The organism is Rhodococcus sp. HNM0569 (assembly GCF_012726205.1).
GTDB lineage: Bacteria > Actinomycetota > Actinomycetes > Mycobacteriales > Mycobacteriaceae > Rhodococcus_F.
The window spans coordinates 232,606-248,763 of the sequence record NZ_JAASAE010000007.1 but is presented as its reverse complement, the minus strand read 5'-3'; the positions used below and the strand labels follow the sequence as shown (position 1 = coordinate 248,763).

The following is a 16,158-nucleotide window of genomic DNA, read 5'->3' as shown; positions in this document are numbered from 1 at the left end:
GGTCAGTCGTCCTTCCCGCGCAGCAGGATCTCGCGCAGGTAGCTGCCGTAGCCGGACTTGCCGAGGCGGTCGGCGTGCGCGGCGAGGTCGTCGTCGGTGATGAATCCGCGCCGCCACGCGACCTCTTCGGGGGCGCCGATCTTGAGGCCTTGCCGCTGTTCGATGGTGCGGACGAAGTTGGACGCCTCGAGCAGCGAGTCGAAGGTGCCGGTGTCGAGCCATGCGGTGCCGCGCGGCAGCACCTCGACCTGCAGCCTGCCCTGTTCGAGGTAGGTGCGGTTGACGTCGGTGATCTCGTATTCGCCGCGGTCGGACGGGCGCAGCGACTTGGCGATCTCGACGACGTCGTTGTCGTAGAAGTACAGGCCCGGGATCGAGTAGTTCGACTTCGGTGTGGCGGGCTTCTCCTCGAGGGAGACGGCGCGGCCGGTGTCGTCGAACTCGACGACGCCGTACGCGGACGGGTCCGACACCCTGTACGCGAACACCGCGCCACCGTCGATCTGTTCGAAACGCGAGAGCTGGGTGCCGAGGCCGGGGCCGTAGAAGATGTTGTCGCCGAGCACGAGGGCCGCGGCGTCGTGGCCGATGTGTTCGGCGCCGAGTACGAAGGCCTGCGCGAGGCCGTTCGGTTCGTGCTGCACGGCGTAGGTGATCGACACGCCGAACTGCGAGCCGTCGCCGAGCAGCCGCATGAACGCTTCGGCGTCGTGCGGCGTGGTGACCACCAGGACGTCGCGGATGCCGGCGAGCATGAGCGTCGACAGCGGGTAGTAGATCATCGGCTTGTCGTAGACGGGCAGCAGCTGCTTGCTCACTCCGAGAGTGATCGGGTGCAGCCGGGAGCCCGTCCCACCGGCCAGAATGATTCCACGCATGCGCGAATCTTCCTGCACTCCGTAGGAGACTGTCCAACCGGGGTTCGGTACTGTGGCGCTCTTCGAGCGGTCGAGAGGATGGTTGTGAAGGTACTGGTCACCGGCGGTGCCGGGTTCATCGGCGCGAACTTCGTCGCGCAGACCGTCGCCGAACGCCCGGATGCGCGGGTCACGGTGCTCGACGCGCTCACCTACGCGGGCAGCCGCGACTCGCTCGCGCCGGTCGCCGACCGCGTCGAGTTCGTGCACGGCGACATCGCCGACGCCGATCTGGTGGACCGGTTGGTGCGCGAGAGCGACCTGGTGGTGCATTTCGCTGCCGAGTCGCACAACGACAACTCGCTCGCCGACCCGACGCCGTTCGTGCACACGAACGTAGTGGGCACGTTCACCCTGCTCGAGGCGGTGCGCCGGCACGACGTGCGGTATCACCACATCTCGACCGACGAGGTGTACGGGGATCTCGAGCTCGACGACCCGGCGCGCTTCACCGAGGCCACCGCGTACAACCCGTCGAGTCCGTATTCGTCGACGAAGGCGTCGAGCGACCTGCTGGTGCGGGCGTGGGTGCGCTCGTTCGGGGTGCGGGCGACGCTGTCGAACTGTTCGAACAACTACGGCCCGTACCAGCATGTGGAGAAGTTCATTCCGCGGCAGATCACGAACCTGATCGACGGGCATCGTCCGCGGCTGTACGGCGGGGGCCGCAATGTGCGGGACTGGATCCACGTCGACGACCACAACCGGGCGGTGTGGACGATCGTCGACAAGGGCGAGCTGGGCCGCACGTACCTGATCGGTGCGGACGGGGAGAAGAACAACCGCGAGGTCGTCGAGACGCTGCTCGAGATCTTCGGTCGCGACCGCGGCGATCTCGACTTCGTCACCGACCGTCCGGGGCACGACCTGCGTTACGCGATCGACGCGACGCCGTTGCGCACCGAGCTCGGGTGGGAGCCGCGCTACCGCGACTTCCGCGCCGGGCTGGAGGCGACGGTGCGCTGGTACCGCGACCACGAGGCGTGGTGGCGTCCGCACAAGGACGCCGTCGAAGCCAAGTACGCGCAGGTCGAACGCGTCACCGGGGAGTAGCTGCCACCCCGGCCAGTCGATAGACGGCGCTGACGTTGAGCAGCCACACGTGGTCGACGCGGTAGCCGACGTGCTCGATCGCGTGCAGCAGCTCGGAGTCCTGCGCGCCGTGTGAACCGTCGGTGACGAGCCATACCGTGGGGCAGCCGCGGGCCGCGTCCGCGACGTCCACCGGCGGTGTCCACGCGTCCCACAGCTGGTCGAGTTCCGCGCCCGAACGGTTGCGCGAGACGTCGACGAGGTCGTCGACCGCGTCGGGATCGGTCACGGCGATCACGCGCATCGGCGCCGGATTCCACCCGTTGCTTCCGTCGTAGGCGACGCAGTCGCCCGCCGCGGCGTGGTCGGCGAGTACCTGCGCGGTCTGCGCGTAGTCCATGCCGTACTTCGCGTACGGTCCGCGCTGTTCGAGGTACTGCGGCAGCGACGCGGCGGCGAGGGCGACGAGCAGTGCCGCCGTGGTGGCCGCCCGGCCGCGCCGGCCGCCTACGCGGGCGGCGATCCACACGACGCACTGGCCGACGAGCAGCGCGAACGCGGGCGCGGTGTAGGTGAAGTAGCGCCCGAGGTAGACGTCGTGGTCGACAGCCGAGTAGACGAGGATCGCCGCGGGCCCGAGCACGATCCACGGCAGCGTCACGGCGAGGACGCGCGCGGACCCGCGCGCACCGAATCCGCACACGGCACCGCCGACCAGCACGAGCGCCGTGACGATCGCCGGGGCGAGCGCGTCGTCGAAGTACTGGTCGAGCAGTACCAGACTCCAGTTGTCCGGGTCGGTGCCGGAGATCCAGTCGATCTGTGACGACTGGCCTGCGGCGACCGCGAGCACCGGTGCCGCGAGACCCACTCCGACCGCGCCCGCGACGGCGAACGCCGGCAGCGCGCGCCGCGCGCCGCGCGTGCACGCGAGCAGCACGAGATGCGCGGGCAGCAGGAATGCCGTGTACACGAAGAACGTGATCGACACGGCCGTGACCAGTGCATACAGGATCCAGTCGGCTGCATTGCGCCGCCGCGACGCGGCGATCACGAGCACCGTCAGCCACACGGCGAGCGCCGCCGACAGCGCGTACTGACGGGCCTCGATGCCCGCGAACGTCATGCGCGGCAGGATCGCGAGGCACACCGCGGCGACCCAGCCGACGCGACGGCTCGCGACCTGTTTGCCGAGGACGACGACGCCCGCGGCCGCGGCCGCCGTCGCGATCAGGCTCGGCAGCCGCACCCAGAATTCGGTGAGCGGCACGACCAGCAGCCAGAAGTGCATCGCGAGGTAGTACGCGCCGTGCACCCCGTCGACCTGGCCGAGCAGTCCGAACAGGTCGGCGACCGAGCGGTCGGCCGCGCTGAGCGTCGCGGCTTCGTCGTGCCACAGCGACGGCGTGCCGACCCGCCACCCGACGACGACGAAGGTGAAGGAGAACGCGGCGAGCGGGTCGAGCCAGCGCGCCGACCGGTCGACTGCCTGCGCCGCCCGGCGCCGAAGTGTCTGCGCGTCGCCGCGCGAGGGCGTCACGGCGTCACGGCGCAGCGGGCAGCGGGGTCAGCACGAGATGACCCGCGCCGCGCCCTTCGGAGTACACGTCCCAGGACGTCTCGCCCGGAACGCTCGGCGCGGGAGCCGCGCCGTTGCCGTAGGAGAGGGCGTAACCGGGCACGAGGGGCGCGCGCTCGTAGTCGAGGAATGCGTAGTTCGCGCGCAGCAGCACCCGGGCGAGCCCGTCCGTCTCGGCGAGCCGCGGCTGCAGTCGCTCCGCGACGACGATGCCGCGGTCGGAGAACTCGTCGACGATGTGGCACTCGCAGTAGTAGGCGAGCGCGCCGATCTCGCCGGGGGACCGCACGGGCACGTCGCCCACGATCGCACCGACCTCGCGGCCCACCCGCTCGTAGTCGGCGGCGGACGCCCAGTTGCCGAACACCGGCGGCGACGTCCACGGAACACCGCGTTCGACGGTGAACCACGCCGTGCCCGCGCCCGCGGCGACCAGTGCGGCGCCCGTGACGGCGGCGAGCGGTCGGAACCAGCGACTCGCGACCGGGGTGCACCAGTACCCGGCGGCCAGTGCGGCGAACGCGGACAGTGTGGTGAGCGGCGTGACGTAGTACCAGTGGTACGGCACGGTGTCGAGGACGACATAGGCCGCGTAGTACGCGACGCCCGCGACGCCGAGGCCCAGCAGCGGGCCGGGCAGCGCGCCGTGCCGGCGCAGCACGCCCGCGACGGAGGCGACGACGAGGGCGACGACCCCCAGGACCGCGGGCCCGAACGCCGCGACGGTCATCCACGGATCGCCGTGGAAGAACATGATCGGCCCGTCGAGATAGCCGTACCCCCCGACGTCGGACGCCTGGCCCTGCTTGATGAGGAAGGTGTCCGGGATCGCCGATCCGAGTGCGAGCCAGCTGAACAGGTACCACGGGACGGTCACCGCGGCGAAGGCAGCGGCGGTGCGCACCAGCGCGTGCCGGATGGCGGGGGTGAAGAGCGCGAGCACGACGACCACGACGGCGAGGTCGAGTCGTACGAGCACGGCGGCGCCCGCCGCGACGCCGAACAGCAGGGGCCTGCGTTCGAGGCCCGCGCTGACGACGACGAGCACAACCGCCGGAATCAGCAGGACCTCGAGCCCGAGCGCCGAGGTGACGAACGGGTTGAGAATCACCAGCACCGCCGCGCCCGCGGCCCACCACACCGTGATGCCGAGGGTGCGGATGATGCGTGCGAGGGCCCACCCGACGACCGCGGCCGACACGATGCACGCGAGGGCGAGCGCGACGAGCGGGTCTCCCGGCCCCCACACGCGGGTGACGAGGGTGAGCAGTGCCAGGGTCAGGACGTTGAGCGGGGATGTCGAGGTGTTGGCGGTGAGGCCTTCGACGATCGACCACTCGCCGTGCAGCGCGAGGTTTCGTGCCGCGGACAGGCTGATGTATGCGTCGTCGGTGAGGCTCGTGCGGGCGACGAGGAAGGCCGCGAGCCCGAGAAGCGCGCCGAGGACGGTGACGAGCGGTACGCGCAGGTCGCGGCGCGTCGCGCCGGCGCCTGGGGTAGCCGCAACGGCGGCATTGGTGAGCATCGCAGGTCATCCTAGAGCGATGCCGGATACTGCGCGCGAGGCGTCCGGGCGACGTGTCGGTGCTGCTAGCCGGACTCGGGTCGCAGGGCGGGAGCCGCCCGCGAGCGTTCGTGGACCAACGCGTTACGCAGGCCACGCGAGCCGGACACCGCGGCGGTGACGCCGGCAGCCACCTCGCACAGCGTGAACACGAGGCGCGAGGCGAGGGCGAGCCCGAGCGCCGGGCCGCTGCCGGTGAACGGCGTGAGCGCGGCGACGACGACGGCCTCGCGCACACCGATGCCGGACGGGGCGACGAACACGAGCACGCCTGCACACATGCCGAGGGCGAGGGCGCCGATGCACTGCGGGATCGACGACAATCGCACCCCGTCGACGCTCGACACGAGCAGCCACAGGTGAATGCCGTACAGCACCCAGCTGACGGCGCACCACGCGAGCGCGAGCCCGATCTTGTGCATCGTGAGCGGGTGTTCGAGTGGCGGGCGGCGCAGCACGCGCAGTACGAGGTCGACGAGGCGCGTGAGGATCGGCGGGTACGCGCACACGAGTGAGATCGGCACGAGCACGAGGACGCCGATCGCGGCGGCCCGCGAGACGTCGAACAGTGCGGGCAACCCCAGCAGGCCGACGACGAGCGCGGCGGTCGTGCTGAGCCCGACGGTGACGAGGACGGCGACGAACCCGGCCGCCCGCGAGACGCCCGCGCGGCGCACGAGTTCGGTCTGCAACACGAACGCCCACACGCTGCCCGGCAGGTACTTGCCGAGCTGCCCGACGAGATAGCAGCGCGCGGCGTCGAACGCGGGGATCGGGTATCCGATCGCACCGAGCGCGTGCTGCCATGCCCGCACCGCGGCGCCCATCCCGACGAATACGCACGCCGCCGACATCAGCAGCGCCCACAGTTGCAGGCTCGTGATCGTGTCGCGGACCGCCGTCCACTGCGCCCGAACCGCGACCGCGACGGCGACGACGATCGCGAGCGTCACGAGCACCCGCACGGCGCGCGCGAGCAGGACGCGTCGCCGGGCGCCTGCGACGCGTTCCACCGGCGGGTGCGACTGCACGTCTCCGGAGTCCGATCGGGTGCTCACCAGATCGACGCTAGCGGCGCGCGTGTGCCGCGCGTCCGGAAACGGCGATCTGGTCTCAGGCGAGGAGAGGTTTGGTGGCGCGCGACTGCCACCAGTCGAACTCCTCGGCCAGCGACGGCGGCAGCGTGCCGTCGCCCGCGTAGAACCGTTCGGCGAGCGCGATGTCGTCCGCGGGGATGCCCGCGCGTTCCATTCCGACGCGGTTGAGGCCGTGCACGTCGGCCGGGTTGCCGTATGCCTTCGCGAACGGCGGGACGTCCTTCGTGACGACCGAGTTCATGCCGATCATCGCGCGCGACCCGATCACGCGACGCTGATGGATGACCGTGTTGATACCGAGGGTGACGCCTTCGCCGAGGGTGACGTGGCCGCCGAAGGTGGTGGACGGCGCGACGGTGCAGCCCGGCCCGGTCTGCACGTCGTGGCCTACCGACGTGCCGTTCATGATGAACGCGCCCGGTCCGATGACGGTGGGTCGCTCGCCGCCTTGGTGGACGGTGGTGTGTTCGCGCAGCACCGAGCCCGCGCCCACCACCACACCCTGGTGTGGGCTCGCCTCCGTCCACGTCGGCGGGTGCACCTTGCCGATCCACTCGGGTGGCTGGCCGAGCGTGCAGTGCGGTCCGATCCAGCAGTCGTCGCCGATCTCGAGCGGCCCGGTGAGTACGGCGTACGGGCCGATCGACACTCGGCTCCCGATGCGCACGTCGTCGCCCACGACGACCGTCGGGTGGATGTGCGAGTTCGGGCCGCCAGACATGAATGTCACCAATCCCTCCAAGACAGGGTCCGGTTCGTGGTTACGTCTTCTTACGCGATTCGCGGCAGCGCGGCCGGTTCGGATCAATGTATCGGAGGAACAATCAGGTGATACCGATCTCGAAGATCTCGTTCGGTGAGGACGTCGAAGCCGAGGTCCTCGACACTCTGCGGTCCGGCCGTGTCGCGCAGGGTCCCAAGGTGGAGCGGCTCGAAGAAGGGTTCGCCGAGCTCGTCGGGGTGCGGCACGCGATCGCGGTCACGAGCGGCACGACGGCGCTCGTCGCGGCGTTGCGCGTGCAGGATCTGCAGCCGGGGGACGAGGTGCTGACGTCGCCGTTCACCTTCGTCGCGACGCTCAACGCGATCCTCGACGCCGGCGCGACGGCACGCTTCGCCGACGTCGGCGAGCACGACTTCTGTCTCGATCCCGCGTCGGTCGGGCAGCGCGTCGGCGAGCGCACGAAGGTGCTGCTGCCGGTGCACCTGTACGGGCAGGCCGCCGACATGGGCGCGCTCACCGCGCTCGCCACCGAGCACGACGCCACGATCGTCGAGGATGCCGCACAGGCGCACGGCGCGACGTTCGAGGGCCGCGGAGTCGGCGGGTTCGGGCTCGGGTGTTTCTCGATGTACGCGACGAAGAACCTCACGACCGGCGAGGGCGGCAGGCTCACGACGGACGACGACGAGCTCGCGCAGCGCCTGCGCACGCTGCGCAACCAGGGCATGCGCGAACGCTATGTGTACGACATGGCGGGGCAGAACTACCGCATGACCGATCTGCAGGCGTCGCTCGGTCTCCCGCAGCTTCCGGTGTACCGCGAGCAGGTCGAGGCGCGCCGCCGCAACGCGAAGATGCTCGGCGAGGGACTCGGCGACGTCGCGGGGCTCACGCTGCCCGGCGAGTTGCCCGGCCGCGGGCACGTGTGGCACCAGTACACGCTGCTGTTGCGCGACGACGCACCCGTCGACCGCGAGGAGTTCGTGGCGCGGCTCGGTGAACGCGGCGTCGGCAGCGGTGTGTACTACCCGCGGCTCGTCCACGACTACGACGTCTTCCGTGCCCATCCGCGGGTGGTCGCCGATCCCACGCCGGTCGCCGAGTCGATCGCGCAACGTTGCGTGAGCATCCCGGTGCACGCCGCGCTCTCCCAGTCCGACGTCGACCACATCGTGCAATCCGTACGCGAGGTGATGAGCCCATGACCACATCGACGGCCGCAACGCGTCACGCACCGACCCGGTTCGCGCTCATGGGAACCGGCAAGATGGGATCGCTGCATGCGCGCGTCCTCGCGCAGCATCCCGGTACCGAACTGGTCCGCGTCGTGGAACCCCGCGAAACGCAGGGCCGCGAGATCGCCGAACGCTTCGGTGCGTCATGGCAACCCGACTTCGACGGCCTCGACGACGTCGACGCGGTGGTGGTCGCCGCGACCACACCGGCGCACCACGAGCTCGCGGCGCGCATTCTCGAGCGCGGCAAGCCGGTGCTCGTGGAGAAGCCGCTCGCCGCCACGTACTCGCAGACGAAGGATCTGGTGAAAAGGTCCGAGGCCGCCGACGTGCCGGTGATGTGCGGGCTGCTCGAACGGTTCAACCCCGCGGTGCGCACGGCGCGCGAGTTCGTCGGTGACGTGTGGCAGATCAACGGAACCCGCCACTCGCCGTTCGTGTCCCGCATCCCGACCGGCGTCGCCACCGATCTGCTGATCCACGACGTCGACCTCGCGATCGGCTTCGTCCACGGTGATCTCGCAGGTGCGAAGGGCAACTTCGGGTATTTCCACGACACGTCGATCGAGGGGCACGCGGAGGACTGCGCCGAGGCCGTGTTGCGCTTCGCGACCGGCGCCGTCGCGACCATCTCGGCGAGCCGCATCAGCCAGCGCAAGGTGCGCTCGCTTTCGCTGCTCGAGCCCGAGCGGCTCATCGAGATCGACCTGCTGCGCCGCGACATCACGGTGTACCGGCACGTCGACGACGACGTCCCGGCCGACCGCGACGGCTACAGCCAGCAGACCGTCATCGAGATCCCCACCATCCGGTACAGCGAGGAGCCGCTGGCAGCGCAACTGTCGCACTTCCTGGGCCTCGTCGACGGCAGCGCCGACGCCGACGCCGAACGCGCCTCGATCCTGCCGCCGCATCGCGTCGTGCACGATGTCACGATGTCGGCGGGTGGGTGAACCGTCGGGGCACCGTAAACGGTTGCGCTAGCGGGCAGTTCGCCGGCTCCGTCCGCGCCACGACAGCACACCCGAGCCGGCGCCGACGACCACCATCACTGCCGCGGCCAGCGCGAATGCGGCGCCCGAGAGGCGTTGCCGTGGCGGAGTGAAGTGTAGTTCGACCTCGTGTTCTCCTGGTGGAACGGTGATTTCGAGCAGACCGTGCCAGCCTTCCACTGCGGGGATCGGGGTGCCGTCGACGGTGGCGGTGTAGCCGGGCCACGCGAGCCGTGCGAGGCGCACGGCCCCGCCGTCGCCGCGCACGTGCAGCGTCTCGGTGGTCGTGTCGTTCTCCGCCGCGTCCACGGTCACTCCCGGCGCGGTGTGCGCGACGTCGCCGGGCAGCGGTAACGGGTCGTCGCGCACGAGGACGGTGCGCACGTCGTCCCGTTCGAGCACCGACCATCCCTCGGGCGCGGGCTCCTCGTCGACCTCGGGGACCAGTTCGTGCTGCACGACGAGCGTCGAAACCCGCAGGTAGTCGACGAGCGGGATGTCGATGTCGGGGTTGACCGGCTCCCACAGCGCGGGATACAGCTCGGCGCACACCTCGCCGCGATAGTCCATGCACAGCGCGGTCTGGGACGTGAGGAACCCGATCCCGCTGTAGGTGTTGATCGACGCCTCGACGGGGGTCGACATGATCTCGTTGCCGAACAGCAGCCGCCCCGACGACAGGTCGCTCGGTGCGGCGAGTTCGCGGTCGGCGAGTTGCAGCACCGTGCCGCGGTAGCCGGACGTCGCGTCGGCGAGGGTGTCGGTGCTCGACGGGTCAGGCCCGCCGCTCGAGTCGGTGTCCTTCGTGAGCGAGTAGACCTGGCCCGCGGTGACCGCGACGGTGACGGCGACGGCGACGGCGGCGAGGCCACCGGGGCCCCACGCACGCGCGGCGAAGTATGCGGCGACACAGCCCAGCGCGACACCGAGCGCGAACAGTGCGTGCCGCCCGACGATCTCGGGCGTCGCCGACCACGCGAGATAGAAGCCGAGGGCGATCGTCGCGGCGCTGAGGGCCGCGCGCACGCGGACCCGGTCGCGCGCGAGACCGAGCGACACCGCGAGTGCGAGCCACACCATCAGCGCCAGGTAGAGGTACTCGACGAGCCGGATCGGCCACCGGAACATCCCGATGTCGGACGGGCCGAAGGTGAACACGAAGAACACGAGCGTCACGACCGCGAGACCGACGAGCGCGCGTCCGCGGCCGCGCCGGAAGGACGGCGAGCGCACGAGCCTGCCGAGGCGATCCCAGCGCAGCCACGGCAGCAGCGGCAGCACGAACCACGCCAGGTACAGCGACGGCAGCACCTCGACCGCCCCGCCGAACGTCATGATGACGGGCAGATGGCTGGGACTGCTCATCGACGCGAGCCCGCCGATCTGCGGCTGCAGGAAGGTGTTGTTCGTGATCCCGGTCGAGTCGGCGCGGGTGGTCACGTCGACGCTCAGATACAGCGGAAGGAAGGTGGCGAGGGCCGCGGTGCCCGCGCACGCGCCGGTCACGACCAGCAGCACGAGCCGCCGGACCCGGCGCCGCGTCGCGAGTTCGATCGCGAGCCCGAGCAGCACGATCACGGCACCGAGCGCCGCGTACGGATTGCCCATCGACACGGTGAGCGCGCCGATCACGAAGGTCGTGAACGGGTTGGCGCGGCCGTGCGCGAGCCGCAGCGCCGACCACCAGAACAGGGTGACCCACGCGACGGCCATCATCCCGGACGGCCAGCCGCCCGCCTCGTAGAACAAGGTGAAGCCGCTGAACGGCATCGCGAAGGCGGCGACGACGGACGGCAGCCTGCGGGCGCCGTACTCGCGGCACAGCAGGTAGGTGGCGGCCGCGAAGAGGGCGAGGAACTCGGTCATCACGACGAACGCCGCGACCGACAGATTCTCGAACCACGACGTCAGGATGTAGTTCGCCAGGTTGACCGGGTTGTAGAGGCCGTACGCGGCTTCGCCCGCGTAGTTGCCGCCCACCCACGCGTCGGGGTCGAGGACGAGCCAGTTGCCGTCGCGCAGCTCGGTTCCCAGGTGGTACCACGACGGAATGAACGACTCGAGCATGTCGCCGCTGTAGTAGAAGCTGTCGTGGATCAGCCGCGGCACGCACGCCGCGATCGCGGTGCCGAGCGCAACGCACACGGCCACAATCCATTCCGGCAGCCGGCGGCGGCGACTGCGCCGCGACGGACGCTGGATCGGCGGGCCGGTCCGCCGCACCTCGGTGGACGTCACGTGTGGACCATACGAGATCCGGCTCCGCCCTACAGGCGATATCGCACACCGCCCACGGGCACACGACGGCGGTGGCATGATCCGAGACGGCAGTCGGTGTCGAGGTGTCGGGAGACCGGAGTGGCGGCGAACTCGGATCGAGCGCGATCGGATCACGAACACGAAGACCGTCCTGCGCTCACCGTCGTCGTGCCCGCGCACAACTCCGCAGACGTGATCGACGACACCGTCGAGCGGCTGTGGCAGCACCTGGACGGGCGGCGCGCCGAGATCATCGCCGGCCCCTGGGCCGAAATCGTCGTCGTCGAGAACGGGTCGACCGACGACACCGCGGAACGCTGCGCGCACCTCGCGTCCCGCGCCCCCGGCACGTGCCCGGTGCGGGTGCTGTCGAGTCCCAAGGGGATGGGCAATGCGCTCCGCGCCGGCATCGAGGCGAGCCGGGGCGGCGTCGTCGTGCTGACGGCCGACGACCTGCCGTTCGGTTTCGACGACCTCGACGCGTTCGACGCGCTGGCGGCGTCGCCGGGCGGGGCGCCCGCGGTGCTGATCGGCTCGAAGGCCCACCCCGAGTCGCGGGTCGACCGCGACCGACTGCGGCGGGTGCTCACGCGGGGTTTCGCGATGCTGCGCCGCATCGTCCTCGGCATGCGGACGGGCGACCCCCAGGGCACGTTGATCGTCGACGGTGCGCTCGCCCGTGAACTGGCGCCGCAGCTCGTCGAGCCCGGGTTCCTCTTCACCACCGAGCTCGTCTACCTGGCCGAACAGCGTGGAATCCGGCCCGTCGAGGTGCCGGTACGGCTGCGCGGCGATCACGGCGCGCACGGGTCACGGGTGTCGGTGGGTGACGTCGCCGACATGGGCGCCGGGCTGCTGCGACTGCGTGCGCGACATCGTGGTGGGCAGCTACCGCCTCGGGTCGCGTAACGGTTTCGATTCCGTAGCCAAGATCGGCGTCTCGCCGAGCGTGCAGCCCGCCATTGGTAGCCTCGGTTCATTCCATCGCCGCCGCAGGGCGCGGCACAACAGGAGAATCGGACGATCCGCGAGGAGAACAACCACATGAGCAAGCCTGCGCCGGTGCAACCCGTCGAGGAGACGACTGCCGCCGTCCGCAGCGCTCTCGTCGACCATGCCGCTCCCGAACGGTTCGTCGTCCACCGCGGTGTCTTCACCGGTCCCACGCCGCGCGTCAAGGACGACATGTACGCGCGCATCGTCAAGGGCAAGGCGCATCGTCAGCGGTTCACACTGCACCTCGAGAAGGGTGCGACGGTCGACACCGACACCTACTTCGGCCGGTTCGCGGCGAGCTACTTCCAGCGGTGGACGACGGTCACGGACGTGCAGGTCCGCTTCCGCCACGACACCGCCGGTCCCGCGCGTGTGCTGCTGCGCGCCTCCGACTCGTTCGGCAGCGTCCGCACCGTGTCGACCGCCGACTTCGACGGTGCGGGCGAGTGCGTTCTCGACGCGACCCTCGACACCTTCCTCGACGGCGGTTCGCTGTGGGTCGAGTTCACGGCGATCGACGCCCCCCTCGACATCAGCGATCTCGCGTGGACAGTCGACGCGCCCGAGGTCGTGCGGCCCGCCGCCATCGCCATCTGCACGTTCAACCGCGCCGACGACTGCACCGACACACTCGCCTCGATCGCAGGCGACGACGTCCTCGCCTCCACCGTCGACGCCGTCTACGTCGTCGATCAAGGCACCGACCACGTGTCCGACCGTCCGCTGTTCAACCGCGTCGCGCAGTCGCTGGGCGACAAGCTCGTCTACCTCCGCCAGCCCAATCTCGGTGGCGCGGGCGGTTTCACGCGCGGCATGTACGAGGTGTCCGCCGTCAACGACCGGGCGAACGTCATCCTGATGGACGACGACATCCTGTGCGAGCCCGAGTCGATCCTGCGAATGAACGCGTTCGCGAATCTCACGCCCGAGCCCACGCTCGTCGGCGCGCAGATGCTGTATCTGATGAACCCGGATCGGCTGCACGTCAGCGCCGAGGAAGCCGACCTGTCGAAGCTCAAGGCCGGTCGGTGGGCCGTCGGTGCGCGCGCCAACGCCAACATGGTCAAGAAGCGTCAAGACAAGCGTGTCGACGCCGGATACAACGCGTGGTGGTCGTGCCTGATCCCGGCCGAGGTGATCTCGAAGATCGGTCTGCCGCTGCCGCTGTTCTTCCAGTGGGACGACATCGAATACGGCATCCGCGCACGCGCGGCCGGGTATGTCACCGTCACGCTGCCCAATGCCGGTGTGTGGCATGCGGACTTCCACTGGAAGGACCGTGACGACTGGGCGAAGTACTTCAGCATCCGCAACTCGCTCATCGCCGCCGCGCTGCACAGCGACATCGAGCCGAAGGCGATGGGTAAGCTGCTCGCGCGCGAGATCTCGCAGTACGTCGTGTCCATGCAGTACGGCTTGGCGTACACCATGATTCGCGGAATCGAGGACTTCCTCGCCGGGCCCGACGTCCTCGTCGACGGCGGCCAGTCGGTGCTGAAGTCGATCCGCGACGAGCGCAGCCGGTTCCCCGAGACCGTCAAGCACGCACCGGGTGACCTGCCGGGTATCCGCGGCGCCGACCTCGTCGTGCGCCCTGCCGGATTCCCGCCCCGCAAGGACCGTCTCGACCTCGTCCTCGCGAAGCGCGTCGCCTTCCAGCTGGCCGGCCGCACCCGCCGCGAGATCGCCAGCATCCCTGCCGCCGAGGCGCAATGGTGGCACGTGTCGCTCTTCGAGACGGCCGTCGTCACCGACGCGTCGCAGTCCGGTGTGCGCATCCGGCGGCGCGACGTGGCGCAGGCCAAGGAACTCGGCGAGCGCACCGCGCGGCTGATCAAGCGATTCCGCGACGAGGTGGGCGCGGTGTCGGGCCGTTACCGTGCCGCGGTCCCACAGCTCACGAGCCGCGACAACTGGGCCCGGCTGTACGGGCTGGACGAGAGCGAGTAGCAGGCCGGCCGTCCGTCAGGAGATGCGGACGACCACCTGCTCGTTGTCCGCCGCGTAGCCGAGGTACTCGAATGCCACCCCGGTCTTCTCGGCGAACTCGCTCCACGCGAGGAACTCGTGCCGTTGCCAGCCGGGGAAGTTGAAGAACTCGTCCATCAGCACGATCGAGCCGGTCTGCAGGCGTGGCCCGACGAGTTCGAGGACGGTGCGTGTCGACGAGTACAGGTCGGCGTCGAGGTGCAGGAACGCGACCGGCTCGGGATGTTCGTCGAGGAAGTCCGGCAGGGTTTCTTCGAACAGGCCCGCGACGATGCCCGCACCCGGGATCTCGGGAATCTCGTCCTGGGCGAACACGCCCTCCTCGAAGCCGGTGCGCCACGTCTCGGGCAGCCCGGTGAACACGTCGAAGCCGTAGACGGGGAGCGTCGGTGCCAGGGTCTGGGCGACGACGTCGAGGGTGGCACCGGACGCGACACCGAATTCGAGCGCGAGACCGACGACACTCACCTCGCGCAGCGCGAACTCGAGCGCGTCGCGCGGGTTCGCGAAGCGTTCCGCGGTGGGCATGTGCTCGGCGACGAACGCCGCGGTCTGCTCGGTCGCCAGCCGGTCGGCTGCTGCCGTGATGTCGCGCCGCTCGCGGTACTCGACGCCGAGCACCTCGGCGCGCATGTCGTCGACCGCGGCGTGCGCCTCCGCGAGTTCGCCGCGCGCGGCCGCGAGAGTCCTTAGCGTGCGGGCCAATTCCGTCTCGACGGTGTCGAGCCGTGCGACCAGATCGTCGTGTCGATCCTGCGCTTCCTCGCGCGCGCGGATCTCGGAATCGTGGATCACTTCGGCGACGGCCCGCTGCACTCGCAGCCGCGCCCCGGCGCGGAGACGCTCGAACATGCACTCAAGGTACCGGCGGGTGTGTCCGGAGTGTGTGACTTCGCCGAATCACCGTGTGTCACGCGTGCGGTCACCGCCGCCGCAGCGCACGCGACGACACCGAGCGCGCCGACCACGACCGACGCCCCGATCGTTTCGTGCAGAACGAGGGCCGACCAGGTGATCGTCATGACGGGCTGCAGCAACTGGATCTGGCCGACGGTGGCGACGGGACCGATCGCGAGCCCGCGGTACCACGCGAAGAAGCCGAGGAACATGCTGACGAGCGCGAGATACGCGAAGGACGCCCATTCGGTGCCCGTCGCGTGGCGCGGCACGCCGGCGGCGGCCGTCACGAGCAGCATGGCGGGCAGCGACACGACGAGGGCCCAGCAGATCGTCTGCCACGAGCCGAGGGTCCGCGACAGTACGCCACCCTCCGCGTAGCCGAATGCGGCGGCGACGACGGCCGCGACGAGCAGCAGATCCGCCGCGCCTGGTCGCTCGACACCCCCCGACGACGCGGTCACGAACAGGGTGACGACGAGGGCTCCTGCCGTCGCCGCGACCCAGAACAGCGGCGAGGGCCGCTCCCCGCCGCGGACGACGGCGACGATCGCGGTGGCTGCGGGCAGGATGCCGATCACCACCGCGGCGTGGGAGGCAGGCACCGACGTCAGGGCGAACGAGGTGAACAACGGGAAGCCGGCGACGACTCCGAGTGCCACGACGACGACGCCGAGCCACTGACGGCCGCGGGGGAGTGGGCTGCGGGTGACGGCGAGCAGGGCCGCCGCCGCAGCGCCCGCGACGACGGCACGGCCACCGGCGACGAACAGGGGTGTCATACCGCCCGTCGCGATGCGGGTGAACGGGACGGTGAACGAGAACGCCAGCACGCCGAGGAAGCCCCACCCGAGTCCGGCCGGTGTCACCGATAGCG

The 16,158-nt window shown here is 70.2% G+C and carries 13 protein-coding genes; 5 read left to right on the top strand and 8 right to left on the bottom strand.

The window, feature by feature from the left end:
- Positions 1 to 2 precede the first annotated feature (2 nt).
- A complete protein-coding gene (gene rfbA, locus HCA44_RS12440) occupies positions 3 to 878 on the bottom strand; it encodes a glucose-1-phosphate thymidylyltransferase RfbA (protein ID WP_169648860.1) in 876 nt (291 codons plus the stop codon).
- A gap of 84 nt (positions 879 to 962) precedes the next feature.
- Between rfbA and rfbB the strand changes: the two genes are divergently transcribed.
- On the top strand, positions 963 to 1,970 hold the full coding sequence (rfbB, locus tag HCA44_RS12435) for a dTDP-glucose 4,6-dehydratase (protein WP_169648859.1): 1,008 nt from the start codon (positions 963 to 965) through the stop codon (positions 1,968 to 1,970).
- On the opposite strand, the gene HCA44_RS12430 is transcribed toward rfbB, so the two are convergent.
- From HCA44_RS12430 to HCA44_RS12415, 4 genes are all read right to left on the bottom strand, one after another.
- Positions 1,957 to 3,489 (bottom strand): glycosyltransferase family 39 protein, encoded by a 1,533-nt coding sequence (locus HCA44_RS12430; protein WP_169648858.1) that lies wholly within the window; start codon positions 3,487 to 3,489, stop codon positions 1,957 to 1,959. The genes rfbB and HCA44_RS12430 overlap by 14 nt on opposite strands.
- A 4-nt stretch (positions 3,490 to 3,493) precedes the next feature.
- Positions 3,494 to 5,053, bottom strand: coding sequence for a hypothetical protein (locus HCA44_RS12425; RefSeq protein WP_206038039.1), 1,560 nt, complete (start codon positions 5,051 to 5,053; stop codon positions 3,494 to 3,496).
- A 65-nt stretch (positions 5,054 to 5,118) separates the two neighbouring features.
- Positions 5,119 to 6,150, bottom strand: coding sequence for a lysylphosphatidylglycerol synthase transmembrane domain-containing protein (locus HCA44_RS12420; protein ID WP_346764695.1), 1,032 nt, complete (start codon positions 6,148 to 6,150; stop codon positions 5,119 to 5,121).
- A gap of 55 nt (positions 6,151 to 6,205) precedes the next feature.
- Entirely contained in the window at positions 6,206 to 6,910 is a 705-nt protein-coding gene (locus tag HCA44_RS12415; RefSeq protein WP_169648898.1) for an acyl-ACP--UDP-N- acetylglucosamine O-acyltransferase, read from the bottom strand.
- 107 nt (positions 6,911 to 7,017) lie between these two features.
- Here HCA44_RS12415 and HCA44_RS12410 point away from each other — a divergent pair, with 107 nt between their 5' ends.
- Together HCA44_RS12410 and HCA44_RS12405 are read left to right on the top strand one after the other, a co-directional pair.
- A complete protein-coding gene (locus HCA44_RS12410; RefSeq protein ID WP_169648857.1) occupies positions 7,018 to 8,118 on the top strand; it encodes a DegT/DnrJ/EryC1/StrS family aminotransferase in 1,101 nt (366 codons plus the stop codon).
- Positions 8,115 to 9,101: a Gfo/Idh/MocA family oxidoreductase gene (locus tag HCA44_RS12405; protein ID WP_169648856.1), complete on the top strand. Its 987-nt coding sequence runs from the start codon at positions 8,115 to 8,117 to the stop codon at positions 9,099 to 9,101. Before HCA44_RS12410 ends, HCA44_RS12405 begins: the two co-directional genes overlap by 4 nt.
- A 27-nt stretch (positions 9,102 to 9,128) precedes the next feature.
- On the opposite strand, the gene HCA44_RS12400 is transcribed toward HCA44_RS12405, so the two are convergent.
- Positions 9,129 to 11,378 carry a hypothetical protein gene (locus HCA44_RS12400; protein WP_346764694.1) on the bottom strand — a complete coding sequence of 750 codons (2,250 nt, stop codon included), beginning with the start codon at positions 11,376 to 11,378 and terminating at the stop codon, positions 9,129 to 9,131.
- 120 nt (positions 11,379 to 11,498) lie between these two features.
- Between HCA44_RS12400 and HCA44_RS12395 the strand changes: the two genes are divergently transcribed.
- Positions 11,499 to 12,308: a glycosyltransferase gene (locus tag HCA44_RS12395; protein ID WP_169648855.1), complete on the top strand. Its 810-nt coding sequence runs from the start codon at positions 11,499 to 11,501 to the stop codon at positions 12,306 to 12,308.
- A gap of 135 nt (positions 12,309 to 12,443) precedes the next feature.
- Positions 12,444 to 14,345, top strand: a complete 1,902-nt coding sequence (locus HCA44_RS12390) for a glycosyltransferase (RefSeq protein WP_169648854.1) — start codon at positions 12,444 to 12,446, stop codon at positions 14,343 to 14,345.
- Between the two features lie 15 nt (positions 14,346 to 14,360).
- Here HCA44_RS12390 and HCA44_RS12385 read toward each other — a convergent pair whose 3' ends face one another.
- Positions 14,361 to 15,236 carry a TylF/MycF/NovP-related O-methyltransferase gene (locus tag HCA44_RS12385; RefSeq protein WP_169648853.1) on the bottom strand — a complete coding sequence of 292 codons (876 nt, stop codon included), beginning with the start codon at positions 15,234 to 15,236 and terminating at the stop codon, positions 14,361 to 14,363.
- Positions 15,176 to 16,150, bottom strand: coding sequence for a DMT family transporter (locus tag HCA44_RS12380; RefSeq protein ID WP_346764693.1), 975 nt, complete (start codon positions 16,148 to 16,150; stop codon positions 15,176 to 15,178). The genes HCA44_RS12385 and HCA44_RS12380 overlap by 61 nt, the downstream gene beginning before the upstream one ends.
- Positions 16,151 to 16,158: the final 8 nt, after the last annotated feature.

Bases quoted from the DNA above. Each gene is read 5' to 3' on its own strand.
- HCA44_RS12405 (WP_169648856.1), top strand. From the start codon at position 8,115: ATGACCACATCGACGGCCGCAACGCGTCACGCACCGACCCGGTTCGCG.
- rfbA (WP_169648860.1), bottom strand. From the start codon at position 878: ATGCGTGGAATCATTCTGGCCGGTGGGACGGGCTCCCGGCTGCACCCG.
- HCA44_RS12385 (WP_169648853.1), bottom strand. From the start codon at position 15,236: ATGTTCGAGCGTCTCCGCGCCGGGGCGCGGCTGCGAGTGCAGCGGGCC.
- HCA44_RS12390 (WP_169648854.1), top strand. From the start codon at position 12,444: ATGAGCAAGCCTGCGCCGGTGCAACCCGTCGAGGAGACGACTGCCGCC.
- HCA44_RS12425 (WP_206038039.1), bottom strand. From the start codon at position 5,053: ATGCTCACCAATGCCGCCGTTGCGGCTACCCCAGGCGCCGGCGCGACG.
- HCA44_RS12415 (WP_169648898.1), bottom strand. From the start codon at position 6,910: ATGTCTGGCGGCCCGAACTCGCACATCCACCCGACGGTCGTCGTGGGC.